Genomic DNA, 15149 nt, shown 5'->3' with positions numbered 1-15149 from the left:
TTTAAGTTGTTGATTTGTAATTTGTTATGTTGTTGTGTGTGTGGATGGTGTTTTATTTCATATCAAATTGAAAGGGTGATACTCTCATAACGATATGATAATTCGCCCGATGTAATTATTAGTTTGTTTCTAAGGCAAGCCTAATAAATAAACAAGCCCCGTTTATTATAAACGGGGCTTGTTTATTTGCCGGCAAATTTAATTTCCTTTAATATCCGACAGATCAAACAGGACGGTGTTATTCTCAGGCTTTAACCTGAAAACGCTTCCTGCTCCGGGTTTTTCAAATGTTCCTTTAATAGCTTTTAATGTGTATGGCATGCCCTCAAAACGGCAGCTGATCATTTTATTATTTATATTTTCAAATGGTAGTTTGGCCGCTTTAGCTGTATTAAGGTCAAAATACCAGGTGATGGCTTTAGGGCTTACCAAACGCATGGTAATTTGTTTTTCATTCAAATCAACCTCGAATGAACCTGATACAGATGTAAGGGGCCATGATATATGCAATGAGCTGTTACTGGTGTGCGTATAAACGGGGTTGCCACCTTGGATCATGATCTCTTTACCATCAACCAATGCTTTTAACCTTAAACCGGCAATTTCATTGGGCTTACTCCATATATATCCATCTATAACCGGCAGTGTAAAAAAGGTGCACTCGTTTGATGTGGCCACCTGGTTGGTATAAACAGAAGGGAAGTTTTCATTAAAGAGATGAATATCACGAATACGCAGATTGCCATTTTCCCATAGCATATTGATGCGGTAAAAACGACTGTTGAACCAAACAGTTTTCAGATCGCTGCCGTCAATGTCTTTACTCACGGTAAAGGACGTTGGTGGGGTTACTGCATACTTTTTCTTAAACCACAGGCCCGATTGCTCCATAGTTTCAACCCGTAATTTATGCTCATCTCTTAAACGGGCTATCAATGGCATCTGAATTTCAAATCCCTTTGCCATGGCATCCCAGGTAAAGGAATTTTCCTGACCTGCCTGGGTATAATTAAATCCAAGAGCCTTATCCTCGGTAAACGATTTTAGAAACCAGTTTACCCATGCCTCATCGCCACCGCCAAATTTATAAACAGGCTCAAGCGTTACCACCCCCTGACGGGTTGTTCCCAGTCCATTGTCGTACTGGCGAATAGGGTCGCTTCCAAGCATCCTGAAAATAGGTACCGGAATCTGATTTTTTTCATTTTGGGCAGGCATGTACGAATTGATCTTGCTGGGATAGTATGCCTGGTTCCAATAACCTCCCCATAAGGTATACCCATCTGTACCATATTGGTCCTTACAATTGCTTGAGGCTACAATATGATACTTTTGGCACATGTAATTGAGGCTATAACTATCAATAAACCAAGACCCTACAGATTTAGGGTAATAACCAAAGATCTTTTTAAATTCGGCCATATACACATCAATCAGTTTTTCGCGCTCTTTAGGTGTGTAACCGGTAGAGAAACCAATATTGGCGCGCCAGTCCCAGGGATAACGGCCGCGCCATTTAAGCCCGGCTTTTTCTACCTGAGGCTGAGGAATTTCCCACCAGGCACCAATTTCAAATGAATCACGTGGCAGGGCTTTCAGTAATTTTTGATACCGGGGATCAATCAGGGCGTCGTATTGTAATAAGAACGTTCCGCCGAGATTGTATTTTTTCATGATCTCTACTTGCTTCACCACAGTCTGGTATAAAACATCTTCGGTAATTGCAGGGTCACGCGGTTCAAGCAGGCGAATGAAATTAACGATGTTGACTATTTTGGGAGTGGGTTCATCTTCAGGCTGTATAGATTTACTAAAAGCGTTTAAGCCACAAAGGCAGATCAGGCCTAAAAAGATGCTCGTCAGGATGTTCCGGGAGATGATTTTTTTCATTGGAATGAAGAGGTATAGTTGTTGGATAAATGCGATAATGTTTCGCTAACCTAAATTAGCTGAATTTTTGGTTGAAGGTTCTAAGATAGCCATGTTTGATTGAAATGGCCATCCTTGTCTATCCTGAATATAGCTGATTATAGAAATAATTGATAGATATTAATTTATTCATAGATTTTAACTATGGGTGAAAGTTAACCATCTTATACAAATAAATATCTTTCAATCAGGATTGGCTTTTTGAGTTAAAAATGTATACATAATTGCTTTTAATTAGTTATTTTAATCCTCATTAACCATACGGATACCATACATAAACCAATGTATATCCGCAACCAATTACGGATGCTGCATAATTATTTTAAATACTTAAATATAACTCCTGTTGAAGAACGGTGGGGGATGTATGTTACCACCGTGGGGTACTCAAAAATTGAACCCCATGATAATTACCCTAACGAGGTACACCCGCAAAGTCATCATTTAACCTGGAACAGGGGGCGCATACTAAATGATTATTATATAGTTTTTATTTCAAAGGGGAAGGGTGTATATGGTTCGGCATTAACACAGCCAACTGATATTACGGCCGGGACCAGTTTTTTTCTGTACCCGGGTGTATGGCACCGTTACAAGCCTGACCCTAAATCGGGCTGGGAAGAATATTGGGTAGGGTTTAACGGATATTATATAGAGCAGTTGATGGCCAACGGGTTTTTCGATAAGGAAAATCCTTTTGTTTCTTTGGGTTTAAACAAGGATATACTGATCATGTTCCGTAATTTAATTGAATCGGTACAGGCATCATTAACGGGTTATCCGCAACATATTGCCGGCATTACCATGCAAATTTTGGGGCTCATCAATAACATAGCCCACCATCACCAGGAGTACAGTAATGACCCGGTGGGGAAACTCATATCAAAGGCAAAATTCATTATCCAGGAATCGTTTGAAGATGCCCTTGATATGGAAAAGCTGGCAGCGGAGTTGCCAATGGGATATTCCTCTTTTCGCAAGGCATTTAAACAGATCACAGGCGAATCGCCCAATCAGTATCATTTAAACCTGCGGCTGGCCCGGGCTAAAGACCTGCTTACCTCTACGGTTTTAAATATCAATGAAATAGCTTACCAAACTGGGTTTGATTCTGTGTTTTATTTCTCCAAGCTCTTTAAAAAGAAGAATGGCGTTTCGCCCAATGTATTCCGTAAAAACCAAAACCAATTATACTGAAGCGTACCGGCTTTTTAACAGATCCTTCATAAAACAATTCACGGTAAACTGATCTGCCACAGGTTCACCCGTAAACGGGATAACTGGCATGTAGGGAACGGGGCCAAACTCCGTTGTGATAGGTAATATTTTGCTGTTCAACTGCTTATTAACAGCGACAATTTTATCCCACCAATGTAAAAATTTATCCAGAGCGTATCTCCACTGTGAGGCCCGAGGATCGGCAACCTGCGGCCCTTGTTCAAAGCCAACCCGTGCATGAATATAACGGCTTCGGCGGATAGCTTCATCAGCTATTGCCGTGAAGTTTTCAAGCATGCTTTCAGTAACACACGTCCAATGTGAAAAATCGGCCGTTATGCGGAAATCACTCCGTAACTCAAATACCGAGCCGGCCATCTGAGGCGAATAACCCACCCGCCCGCGATGTGTTTCGTGTGCTACTGTGATTCCCGTTTTTTCAGAAAATTCCTGTGCCGCATCTACCAGTTCCAGGTTTTGCTGCAATGAAAAGTAATCTCTGCCCGTATGCGAATTAATGAGCAGTGGACCGGGCTCGGCACACTGATAGAGATTTTTAATGAATGATTGTTTAAATTTTTTAAATGTGCTGCCTTCGGCACTATGTTGATGGCTCACCATATACATTTGGTGCTGCTGCAGGTAATTAAACAAAATCCGTTTGTCGTCAGTATTTGAGGGTATCCAGGTATCAACGCCATCGTAACCGGCTACTCTTATCTTATCCAAAAATGTTTGCAGCTCTAAATGCTCATGGCCCCACTGAGGGCTAAGTAGCTTAATTTCCATTATAAAGGCTGATTTTTTCGGCAGTTTGTACCATACGATGATTGAGCGAAATGCTGCCATTTGCATCGCTCTTTATTTTCTGAACAACTTTGCCATCAACCGCAAAGGTGTATGTAGCATTAGGATTTAACTGACTTATTATATAGGCAAGCGCTTTTGCAGATGGTTTGGGAGCCGATTGCTGCCACTCTATTTTGTCTGTGCTCCATTGACTTACATTGATGGTTAACGGCTTATCCGTTGTGATCTGTAAAGAAGCTGTTGAGTTGCTGCCGTTAAAATAGCTTAGTTGATTAGGAGTAGCATTAAAGCCGAAGTTTTTATTGCTGATGATTTTAAAACGCTGGTTTGATACCGCATAGCTATCATTGTTAAGACTAATATTCAAACGCTGATCTCTGAAATTGTATTTCAACTCAGTACCTGCAAGCTCCGGAGTAATATGCGGATCAAGGTAAAAACGGTTATAGAGTGGATTTACCCCATATATAGCCTGGTATAAGCCTACTATAGAAAGGCTATTGCCCGATAATATATCATCGCCCAGGCCATCCTGTTTTAGGCGGCCATAGCGTTGATAGGCAAGACCGTCTTTACTATAGCGCTCAAGTACGTTTTTCACATATTTAACCGCCAGCGCAGGATTGTAACTGGCATAAGCCTTAACCGCTACAGAGCCCCATGATAAAAACAGGTCACCATTTTCATAACCTGGGAAAGGCCATTGCCATTCTTTTCCTTCGCCGGGGGCATATGATGTCATGGCAAGAGGCCAAAAGAATAGGTTTTCTTTTTGCATCTGGGTTTCAATATTATCAAGGATGAGTTTTTTCCTGCTGTCGTCATCGCAAATATCATAAGCAATAGCCATGAAATTAACCGGGGTAACCATATTGCGGCCATGTATACTCCCGTCCTTATCCCGCCAGTGAACATAGCATTTGTTTTCCTCGTCCCAGAAACCACCCTGAGTGGTGGGTTTATTGAAGCTGGTCTTTAATTTGGCTGCAAAGTCTTCATAGTATTTTGCTTTGGCGTGGTTATTCAGTTGATGTTCAATATCTGCCCATTTAACCAGCGCGTGATAAAGGTTGGCATTAACAAAAGCGTTTTCATATGAAGCCCAGATAATATCTATCCAGTCGCTGCTCTTTTTTTGAGACTGGTTATCTGTCATCATTTCAACAAGGCCGTTATCGTTACCATCTCTTTTAAGTATCCAGTCCAGTGCTTTTTCGCAAGATAACTGATGGGTTTTCACCCAGTTTTTATCCCCAGTCATATCATAAAGTTCGGCAACGTTGGTTACAAAGTCCGGGTTCGAGTCCATAAGTATTCCCCATTGCGCTTCATAAAAACCATACTCGTTAAATTGTCCGGGCATGGCGTCTTCGTTAGTGTAGGCCCATCGCGGATATACACGCCCGTCGGGTTTTATGGCATGGTCACGGTAAAAGTCCAGACAACTTTTATAGCCTTTCAGGTAATTAGGATCATTGATGCCTAAACCAAGTTGGGCAATATATTGTTCGTGCAGGCAAACGGGGCCATAAGGCGTGTGCCAGCTGTTTCCTCCAAAATGCAATGAATCAATTACCCCGATGCGGGCAATGGTGCTCAGCACGGCATTTACCTGATCGCCGTTTATACCTTCTAATTTTCCCCGGCCATATTTATCGTTATAATCAAAATAACTGAATGTTAAACTTTGCGAACTCTTGCCTGCAGGTATATTAAAGGCTGCCCATACATCCGTCGCTTTCCTGATAAACCGGCGCCTGTTGGTTCCGCTATCAGCTTTGGGTAGCATTTCCTGGTTGGCAACGGTAATGGTGTAGGCCAGCTTGTTTTCTGCGGTGCGGGTATATTTCATGGCTACCTCTTTGCCCGGTGCATCAACCGTAATATTAAGCCCGATACCATTTTTGCTGTTCCAGAAACTTGAAGACCGGGTATGAACACCGTAGGTACACAGCGGTTCGTTAAATAAATAAAACCAGGCTAGCCCGCCATAACCCTGATAAGCACCGTTCCAGGTGTTGATATCATCAAAATTAAAAACAGGCATTGCGGCTTCATCTGCCTTTATTGGTTTTGAAAGATTTCTGTCGATAAGCCATCTTAAAGATTTGTCTTTTTTAACAAATGTCCACGTTTCATTGATGGTCAAACCCTTATCGCCATAACTAATTTCGCTGATTTTAAAAGAGTCTGCTGTTTTTGTTAACATCGGTGTGCCTTTTAAATGCAAGGAAGAATAAGTTACTCCACCAACTTTTATCGAAGTATAGATACCATCCGCACTGCTTATAACCTTTTTACCATCAATTACCAGCGAAGTAATGCTGGCCTTGTTATCATAATCAAGCACCAGGCTTAGCTTAGGGGTGCTGATGCTGACTGTTTTTGGCTCATAAGCAATTATTTTATGAGTTGAACTTGCCTTAGTGGTTAACGGAGGCAGTACAGCTAATAAATACAACAGTGTGGTATATATTCTTTTGGTAAACATAGGGTGGTTATTTTGGGTGATAAAGGGCTTGCAGGATAAAGTTAAATATTTATTGAGCTTTGTGATAAACCAACGGGTTTTGATCATTGTTGTTAAGCGCATCTCCAATTTTGAGACTGGCAAAAACATCGTCATTTAAAATGTTTTGTATTCCGTTAAATGTGTTGCCATCGGGCATGTAGGCACAGGTCATGGCCCTGCGGAAGCCGGGGGTCATGTTGGCATGTGCCCCATGAATGGTTAGTCCGTTATGAAAGGAACAGCTACCGGCTTTCATAGGTGCAGCTGTAGATTTGCTGGTTTTAAATTCGGGATATGTTGTAAAAATGGCGCCCATATTTTTGCCGATACCCGGATTTTCAAAAGTAGTTTTCTGATAAGATCCGGGTATAAAGAACAGGCAACCGTTTTCATACGTGGCATCATCAAGCGCAACCCAGATAGATAACGCCCGGCGATCACTGAATGACCAGTAAGGTGTATCCAGATGCCAGGATGTAGGGTTGGCCCAGGGTTTTTTAATCAATGCCTGGTCATGCCATATCCGTATTCCGTCAACTTCCGCTAATTCAGCGGCCATTTTACCTAATCGTTCATCAAGCATTATCTGCTTTATTTTTTCATTATCGCGCCAAAGGTTAATCAGCTGGTCAAAAACATTATCATAGTATGCTTTATCGGCATCATCGCCTTTACCGTAAACCTCTTTACGATCGGGCATTTTGTTGCCGTTTCGTTTTGCAACGGCTTCGTCAAGGGCGGTTCGCCAAAAAGCAAGTTCATCTGGCGACAGGAAATCTTCAATTACTAAAAAGCCATCACGGCGATATTGCGCAATATCCTGCGGCGATAATTCATTTTTCATTTAGGTTTTGAAATTGGTTTATAATCTCAAAAGTATAGGGAATGCAATTTGAGCAGTTATTACTTGCTGGCTTTTTTTTTGTACTTTTTGACATATTGATTTTGCGAAATATCTCCCGGTAAAAGCCTGATATGATTTGAGATAGCCACAGTATTGAGTTAAGGCATAATTATCAAAAAGTACAAATTAATGTCCAAATAATGTATTTAGAAATTTAAACTATCGAATAATTTTGATTTACAATTATATACCGTTTAACCCGGCAGGGCATCTATACCGGCCGGATAGTTAAAATCAATTATTAAAAAATCTGATTATGAAACAAAGTATTACTACTACTGTAGATTATTTTTTTGACTCGGGTAGCCCTCCTTAATAAGGCGTCTGTTTAAACATGGCTTGTTTTAATCCGCTGCTTTAGTATCTGTCATCAATTATTCGGGTTCATTTTTAAAACCCGGGGCAGCCTTTAAAATTTCCGGAAGTTTTTGAATGTCAACAAAAAAATGCCACCCCAGAATGGCCTGGCTTTGCTATGCCAAAATTTAACCATCGTTAACCAATCAATTAAATCTCATGAACAAAAAACTTTTACTTTTTAAACCGTGGAAGTACGCAGCCCTGCTCATCCTGGGGCTACTGATGTATATTCCTTTGCGGTCGCAGGCCCAGGTAGCGGTTACCGGTTCTGTTAAGGATTCGGTAAATTCCGAATCTATCATGGGGGTTTCTGTTTCCCTCAAGGGTACAACAACAGGTACCCAAACAGACGTGAATGGCAGGTTTAAAATTAGTGCTCCCGTTGGCGGGGTGTTAATTTTCAGGTATATCGGCTATAAAGAGCATCAGGTTACTGTACAAAACAGCAATCCCATCAATGTACGATTAAGCTCTTTATCGCAAAATTTAAAGGAAGTAGTGGTGGTAAGTTACGGAACGCAGAGCAAGCGGGAAATAACTGGCGCAATCAGCTCTATCAATGCTACAGAAGTAAAAGATATGCCAGTACCCAACATTGGTCAAAAATTACAAGGTAAACTTGCCGGTGTGCAGATCAATCAAAACTCAGGTACCCCAGGCGCCGAAATGACGTTCAGGATACGGGGCGCGGCATCTATCAACGCGGGTAACAATCCGCTTATTGTAATTGATGGCTTCCCGTCTGAAAGTGGTTTGCAAACCCTAAGCCCTGATGAAATTGAATCTATATCGGTTTTGAAGGATGCTTCCGCTTCCTCACTTTATGGTTCACGCGCGGCCAATGGCGTTGTGCTGGTAACTACCAAGCAAGCCAAGAACGGTGTAAAAAGCCTTGATTTTAGTGCCTACACCGGTGTGCAATCTGTACCTGACAGAGGCAAGCCCGACCTGATGAATCCGGAGGAATTTGCAACCTACAAAAAGGAATATTACGAAGATGCCGCCAAATATGAAAATTACACTGGCGGCGTACCTGCCATATACCAAAACCCCAGCCAGTACGCTGGTACTACAGGTACTAACTGGTTTAATATTTTGCTGCGCAACGCGCTTACGCAAAACTATAACCTGGCATTTAGCTCGGGCACAAAGGATCTGAAATCAGTTGTAAACCTGAACTATAACAAACAGGATGGTGTAATGCTCAACTCTTACGATGAGCGTTTTAATGCCAGGATTAATAACACTTATACCGCGTCTGACAGGTTAACCCTTGGGGCAAACTTAGAGGTATCTTATGGCAACAACCAGGTAGTACCGGGTTTGGATAATGGCCGTAATATTATTGAGAACGCCTTCCTGATGGACCCAACTGTAAATTATAAAAACCCTGACGGTACCTATCCATTGTCGTTTTCGCAGCCTGGCATGTTCCCGAATCCTAACTATTACCTGGTGTTAACCCAAATAGTTAACAAAACCAAGGCAGCAAGAGTAATTGCAAACGGCTTTGCCGAGCTGAAGATAGTTGACGGCCTTAAACTCAAAACCACCATCAACGTAAACACCAACAATACAACCAACAGACAGTTTACACCATCTACAGCGCAGGGTGGTTTAGGCAGCGCACCACCGCAACCGGCCACTGGCAGGTATAGTAACAGCAGCTTTACAACATGGTTGAGTGAAAACACGTTGAACTATCAAAAAACTTTATGGGGCAAGCATAATTTTGATGTACTTGCCGGTTACACTGTTCAAAAATACAGCGGCGAAAACAGCTACATTGATGCCAGCCAGTTTCCTGATGATAACATTCAATGGATAAATGCTGCCACAACCCGGATAGGAAATATTAATCTTGACCCGGCAGCAAATTTTGGTCAGTGGTCACTATTATCGTACATCGGTCGTTTCAACTATAATTATGACAGTAAATATTTAGTGTCATTTGCCTTCAGGCGAGATGGTTCATCAAAGTTTGGTGATAATAACAAATATGGAAACTTCCCTTCAGTATCATTAGGCTGGGTAGCTTCTGACGAAGCATTCCTGAAAAATGTTAAGCCTATCAGTTTCTTAAAATTAAGAGGCAGCTACGGTAAAGTAGGAAATAATAACATTGGTTTTTATACCTACCTGGCTTCTGTAAATACGAGCAATTATGTTTTTGGTGATCAGGTTACACCGGGTAAAACACTTAGTGGCATCGGTAATAACAGCTTAACGTGGGAAACTACTACCAGCTATGATGTAGGTTTAGATCTGGCCTTGTTTAACAACCGGGTATCATTTACCTATGACTACTACTGGAAAAAAACAGATGGCTTGTTATACGGAATAGATATCCCAATTCAGTCAGGATTTTCAACCATCACATCCAACGTAGGCCGGTTTGATTTTTGGGGCCATGAGTTTACTATAGGTACCAAAAACCTGGTGGGTGATTTCAAATGGAATACCAATTTCAATATTTCCTTTGACAGGAACATGGTTAAAAAACTGGGTACTAATGATGCGCCAATTGGTGGTTACAACGAATACTGGGATGATAACAGAACAGCAGTTGGTCACCCTATAGGTTTGTTTTACGGTTACATTAATACTGGTGTTTACATGACCCAGCAACAGTTTGATACCGAGCCGCATGATGCTACAGCCATGGTTGGTACAGCGCGCTTTAAAGATGTGAGCGGGCCAAATGGCGTTCCGGATGGAAAGATTGATAGTTATGACAGAACTTATATCGGTAATCCTAACCCTACATTTGTTTATGGTATAACTAACAGTTTCTCCTACAAAAACTTTGATCTGAGCATAGTTGCTGCAGGCTCTGTAGGGAATGATATTGCTGATGACGCATTTCAATCAACAGAAAACCTGGACGGTGTATTTAACGTTCGGAAAGGCGTAGCCAACCGCTGGAGATCTGAAGAAGATCCTGGTGATGGTATATACCCAAGAACAAGAAGCGGCACCACTGCCGATTTCAGGAACTTTACCAGCAGGCAGGTATTTAAGGCATCATACATCGCCATAAAAAACATTACGCTAGGCTATACCATACCAGTTAAAAAAACACAATATTTTAAAAGCTTCAGAGCTTATTTGAGTGCGCAAAACGCCTTCATTTTCTCCAAATACCCGGGGCTTAACCCTGAGGCAGGCCTTGCAGGTTTAAATGGCTTAAACCAGGGCCGTGATTTTACCGGTTATCCAATTCCGAGGGTATTATCAGCTGGTGTAAATGTGGGTTTTTAATGTTGTATCTATTAAGCAATCATAAAATGAAAAAGTTATCATATATATTAATAGCGGCTTTGAGCATGGCATCCTGCAAAAAGGATACGCTTAACCTGGTGCCGCAAACAACGCTAAGTTCCGCCACGTTTTTTAAGAACGCTGCGGAATACAATCAAGCGCTCACAGGAGCGTATACTAATTTGAGAGGTGTTGCCTTTATGGGCATTTACATGGACGAAATGCGTTCAGACAATACCTTTTTTACCATTTACTCTGCCGATAGGGGTACCTCAACAAGTGCCGAAGCAATGGCCGAGTTTATAGATAACAATATATCAAGCCAGGAGCCCAACTCGCCGGGTAACCGCTACGGTAATGATTATTCGGGTATTGCAACGGTAAATACCATATTAACAAGATTGGCCAAATCGGACCTTGCCCAGGCTGATAAAGATCAGATATCTGGCGAGGCATTGTTTTTACGGGCATATTATTATTATGACTTGGTTCAGCATTACGGAGGTGTACCACTTCAGGTAGAAGAAGTTACCGATATAAGTGGTGCTTTTTTACCAAGAAACTCGGTTGATGATGTTTACAACCAGATAGTTAAGGACCTTACAGCGGCTATACCTGTTTTGCCTGTGGCTAAAACATTCCCGCAAACTGGCAGGGCTACACAAGGTGCTGCGAAAGTGCTGCTGGCTTATACCTACATGTCAAAACCTACCAAGGAGTATGACAAGGCCGAGGCCGCGTTGTTAGATGTTACCAAAATGAATTATTCGCTTTTGCCTGATTATGCAAGCGTGTTTGACCCTAATAACAAAAATAACCAGGAGTCGATTTTTGAAGTGCAGTACAAAATTGGTAACGATGGGCAGCAAAGTGATTTTATATGGAGATTTATTCCTAAAACAACCAATACCGAGTTTATATTGGGCTTACATGGTACCAATGCACGTGGCGGCCTTAGCAGCGGCGGCTGGAATGTGCCAACCCAGGAAATGGTTGACTCTTATGAACCAGGAGACCTGAGATTACCAGCTTCCATCGCTGTTGCCGAAGGTACTGTTGCCAGCGAGGTGTTAACTACCACCGCGGTTAAAAGCCCTGTAGGGTATAAGCCAACACCTGGCTTAGGCTATTATTACTTTATTAAAAAGTACCTGCATCCGCCATACCAGGTTGAATACAATACGAATGATAACTGGCCGGTATTTCGCTATTCGGGAGCATTATTGCTGTTAGCTGAATGTTTGGTTGACGAAGGCAAAACCGGCGATGCGTTACCATACCTGAACCAGGTTAGGAAAAGAGCAGGGTTGCCTGATCTGGCGCAGGCCACCAAGCAAAACGTATCTGATGAGATGCGCCATGAACTGGCATTCGAAAACCACAGATGGACCGACCTTGTTCGTAATAACCTGGCAATTGATGTGCTTAATGCTAAAGGAGTAAGATTAAAAGCATTGTACGGATTTTTATTACCATCAACCTTTAACGTTACGCAAAACAGGTTAATTTATGCTATCCCGTTCCGCGAGCTGCAAATAAACAATAAGCTGACTCAAAACCCGGGTTATTAATTTTCATTCTTCATAACAATTCATAACCAAAAAAGCGGGTAAACTATGTTTATCCGCTTTTGCTTTTAAAAGATGGTTGAGGATTTATTTAATACCAACTCTTAATTTAAGGGCTTTTCCTTTTTCTTCCATAAATTGACCGCCTGCGTTATTACTGATCACAGCGTTATCGGCAGTTTCAACCTCATTATATTCAATACCGTAACAACCAGTTGTAGTAGCTGATTTAATAACTACCACATAACGTTTTCCTTTAACAACTTCAACTTTAAGTTTTAGCGCATAGTTTTTTGGTGCCCATGATAAATTATCCTGTTTTAAGTTTACAGTTGCAAGGGCCGGGCCTGATGGGTTTAACTGATCATCGGTACTGTGTACCTCTACCACAAGGTCAGCATCGGGGTAACCACTTTTAAAGGTAGTTAGATTAAGCTGATAGAGCGTTCCGCTACGATCGGCGGAAAATACCTGGCCGCGTTGTTTGGTTTTATTAATGTCGCACACTGTTGTAAAATCCCCGTTGGTTGTAATTGGTTTGTTAGCGGCATCTTTTGGAAAAACGGCTGTTTCACCGCAAACTAAAGGATTTATAGAGCCATCGGCTGCAAAAGTGAGGGGTGCCCAGTAAAAATTGGCCAGTGCCTCATTTTTAGCCGCATTGTTCCACAAATCGCTGCCGAAAAGGAAAACAGTTTCTGAGTTTAGCTTAAAGGTTGATACAAAAGAAGGCTGTCCGCCGCAGGAGTTATCACTGATCTTTTTACCAGCAGACCATGGCCCCAAAGGTGATTTGGCCGTACGGTAAGAAGCACCTGTGCCCGAACAATACCCGCAGTTAGGGTCTGAGTAAACCATGTAATAAATACCCTTTCGTTTAAACAGAGCTGGAGCTTCTGTTTTACCATCAGTAACCGATTTAACATGCTGGCCTGTACCTGTAAGATAGTCGGGACTCAGTTTTTCAATCACGATACTACCCTGGGTGCGCCAATCGGTGTAAGCCAGGTAAGCCGTTCCGTCGTCATCAACAAAAGTGTCATGATCGCCATTGTTTAAACCGGCTACGGGCATTTCGCTGTTTACAGCAAGAGTTGGTTCCTTAACTTCCACAAATGGCCCCACAGGCTTTTTGCTGGTGAATACACGGTATCCAACCCTGTTGTCATAAACGTTTATCCACAATACATACAACCGGGTTTTCTGATTATAAATAACATGCGGGCGGAAACAGCCATAAGTTTTACCATCGCAGCGGGTTTGCCAAACAGTTGTTTTTGCATCAAATAAAAAGCCCTTATCCGTCCAATGATCCAGATCGGTTGAAGAGTATACTTTGAACCCGCAAAAGGGAGCCGATTTGTTACCCCATTCAAAGCCGCAATCATAACTGGTGCCGTATAAATAATATACACCATTAAACAGCGCTATTTCGCCATCGTGAGCATCAACAACATTGCCGAGGTTATCAAATTTGGTTAGTTGCCGGCCGTTTTTACTAAAGTTTTTTATGGTTTGGGCACAGGCTATCTGCGTAATTAAAAATACGCTTAAGAATAAAGTAATGATTGTTTTCATTGGGTTTAAATATTTGAAAGCATAGGACTGCAGCTTCAAAAATATTTTAATAGCCACACTTTATGCTTACGTTATTTGATAATTTATTTGCTGTTTATGGCATGTATCACAAGCCACCCAGGGCACGTTTCCGGTAGTCTGAAGGGGTTAAACCCGTTCTTTTTTTAAAGAGCTTTGAAAAATAAAAATAGGAGTCGAACCGAAGATCGCTTGATATCTGTTTGATGGGAATACCAGGATCGTTAAGTAAACTTTTGGCGCGTTCAATTTTTAATTGGATATAATACTGACCGGGCGAGAGGCCTGTATGGGTTTTGAACACTTTGCGAAACCAGGAATAACCAACCTGCAATTTTTCGGCCGCTATTTCGGGCGAAAAATCTTCGGCAATGTTTGAGCGGAACAGTAAGCGCGCCTTATTAATGATCACCTCTTTATCTTCAGACTCAACCGCGTTTTGTTTGATGATGGAGTGAAAACTGCCCAGCAAATGCAAAGCCGCTCCGGATATAAGTGGTTGATAGCCGGGTGCTTCCTGCTTTGTTTTTTCGATAATGCAGTTAAAAATGTCAAATGTTTTTTCATTGAACCCAATATATAAACAGGGATTGTCGGGTTTGAAAAAGTTTTTTTGAGCCAGATTATCCATGATCTCGCCCTTAACGCCTATCCAATACTCATCCCACCCGGTTTCAATATTCGGTTTATAGCGATGCCTTTCGCCCGGAAAAAGAATGATGATAGTACCTGCTTTAACTTCGGTTTGGCTACAGCTGTCCGATTCAAAAACACCCTTGCCATTGGTAATATAAATGATCTGGTATTCATTTAAAACCCGGCCTGCGTTCCAGTTAAAGTAATGATGAGCAGGGTGGGTTTTAACAGGATATAAACCAGATGCCTCTACCCGTGTGCAACCGGCATTTAAAACACATAAGCCCCAATTTTCATCCTCTTTACTAACCGGCAGGTATCTGTAGTAATTAATCATTCCGATACAAAATAAGTT

General features: G+C 41.7%; 9 protein-coding genes. 3 read left to right on the top strand and 6 right to left on the bottom strand.

Going from position 1 to position 15149, the window contains the following annotated elements:
* Positions 1-198 precede the first annotated feature (198 nt).
* The gene (locus tag QWZ01_RS20025) at positions 199-1890 is read right to left on the bottom strand and encodes a DUF3863 domain-containing protein (protein WP_290326434.1); all 1692 of its coding nucleotides are present in this window, start codon (positions 1888-1890) and stop codon (positions 199-201) included.
* Between the two features lie 321 nt (positions 1891-2211).
* On the opposite strand from QWZ01_RS20025, the gene QWZ01_RS20020 reads away from it, so the two are divergent.
* Positions 2212-3126, top strand: a complete 915-nt coding sequence (locus QWZ01_RS20020) for a helix-turn-helix domain-containing protein (protein ID WP_290326432.1) — start codon at positions 2212-2214, stop codon at positions 3124-3126.
* Here the strand turns inward: QWZ01_RS20020 and QWZ01_RS20015 are convergent.
* From QWZ01_RS20015 to QWZ01_RS20005, 3 genes are read right to left on the bottom strand one after another with little or no spacing between them, the layout of a single operon-like run.
* On the bottom strand, positions 3118-3936 hold the full coding sequence (locus QWZ01_RS20015) for an apurinic/apyrimidinic endonuclease family protein (RefSeq protein WP_290326430.1): 819 nt from the start codon (positions 3934-3936) through the stop codon (positions 3118-3120). The genes QWZ01_RS20020 and QWZ01_RS20015 overlap by 9 nt on opposite strands.
* The gene (locus tag QWZ01_RS20010; protein ID WP_290326428.1) at positions 3926-6448 is read right to left on the bottom strand and encodes an alpha-L-rhamnosidase-related protein; all 2523 of its coding nucleotides are present in this window, start codon (positions 6446-6448) and stop codon (positions 3926-3928) included. Before QWZ01_RS20010 ends, QWZ01_RS20015 begins: the two co-directional genes overlap by 11 nt.
* A 49-nt stretch (positions 6449-6497) precedes the next feature.
* Complete coding sequence (locus QWZ01_RS20005; RefSeq protein ID WP_290326426.1) at positions 6498-7313, bottom strand: phytanoyl-CoA dioxygenase family protein; 816 nt, start codon at positions 7311-7313, stop codon at positions 6498-6500.
* 576 nt (positions 7314-7889) lie between these two features.
* Here QWZ01_RS20005 and QWZ01_RS20000 point away from each other — a divergent pair.
* Both QWZ01_RS20000 and QWZ01_RS19995 read left to right on the top strand, forming a co-directional pair.
* Positions 7890-10994, top strand: coding sequence for a SusC/RagA family TonB-linked outer membrane protein (locus QWZ01_RS20000; RefSeq protein WP_290326424.1), 3105 nt, complete (start codon positions 7890-7892; stop codon positions 10992-10994).
* Between the two features lie 26 nt (positions 10995-11020).
* Positions 11021-12565, top strand: coding sequence for a RagB/SusD family nutrient uptake outer membrane protein (locus tag QWZ01_RS19995; protein ID WP_290326422.1), 1545 nt, complete (start codon positions 11021-11023; stop codon positions 12563-12565).
* An 84-nt stretch (positions 12566-12649) separates the two neighbouring features.
* Here the strand turns inward: QWZ01_RS19995 and QWZ01_RS19990 are convergent, their stop codons facing one another.
* Positions 12650-14140, bottom strand: coding sequence for a family 43 glycosylhydrolase (locus tag QWZ01_RS19990; RefSeq protein ID WP_290326421.1), 1491 nt, complete (start codon positions 14138-14140; stop codon positions 12650-12652).
* 106 nt (positions 14141-14246) lie between these two features.
* Positions 14247-15131 (bottom strand): AraC family transcriptional regulator, encoded by an 885-nt coding sequence (locus tag QWZ01_RS19985; RefSeq protein WP_290326419.1) that lies wholly within the window; start codon positions 15129-15131, stop codon positions 14247-14249.
* Between the last annotated feature and the right edge of the window lie 18 nt (positions 15132-15149).

The sequence above is a fragment of the Mucilaginibacter aquaedulcis genome (assembly GCF_030409325.1).
GTDB classification, from domain to species: domain Bacteria; phylum Bacteroidota; class Bacteroidia; order Sphingobacteriales; family Sphingobacteriaceae; genus Mucilaginibacter; species Mucilaginibacter aquaedulcis.
Note: the sequence above shows the minus strand (reverse complement) of the source record. Positions and strands in the feature narration are given on the sequence as shown.

Excerpts from the sequence above, each read along its gene's own strand:
- QWZ01_RS20025 (WP_290326434.1), bottom strand. The coding sequence starts at position 1,890 with ATGAAAAAAATCATCTCCCGGAACATCCTGACGAGCATCTTTTTAGGC.
- QWZ01_RS20020 (WP_290326432.1), top strand. The coding sequence starts at position 2,212 with ATGTATATCCGCAACCAATTACGGATGCTGCATAATTATTTTAAATAC.
- QWZ01_RS20015 (WP_290326430.1), bottom strand. The coding sequence starts at position 3,936 with ATGGAAATTAAGCTACTTAGCCCTCAGTGGGGCCATGAGCATTTAGAG.
- QWZ01_RS20010 (WP_290326428.1), bottom strand. The coding sequence starts at position 6,448 with ATGTTTACCAAAAGAATATATACCACACTGTTGTATTTATTAGCTGTA.
- QWZ01_RS20005 (WP_290326426.1), bottom strand. The coding sequence starts at position 7,313 with ATGAAAAATGAATTATCGCCGCAGGATATTGCGCAATATCGCCGTGAT.
- QWZ01_RS20000 (WP_290326424.1), top strand. The coding sequence starts at position 7,890 with ATGAACAAAAAACTTTTACTTTTTAAACCGTGGAAGTACGCAGCCCTG.
- QWZ01_RS19995 (WP_290326422.1), top strand. The coding sequence starts at position 11,021 with ATGAAAAAGTTATCATATATATTAATAGCGGCTTTGAGCATGGCATCC.
- QWZ01_RS19990 (WP_290326421.1), bottom strand. The coding sequence starts at position 14,140 with ATGAAAACAATCATTACTTTATTCTTAAGCGTATTTTTAATTACGCAG.
- QWZ01_RS19985 (WP_290326419.1), bottom strand. The coding sequence starts at position 15,131 with ATGATTAATTACTACAGATACCTGCCGGTTAGTAAAGAGGATGAAAAT.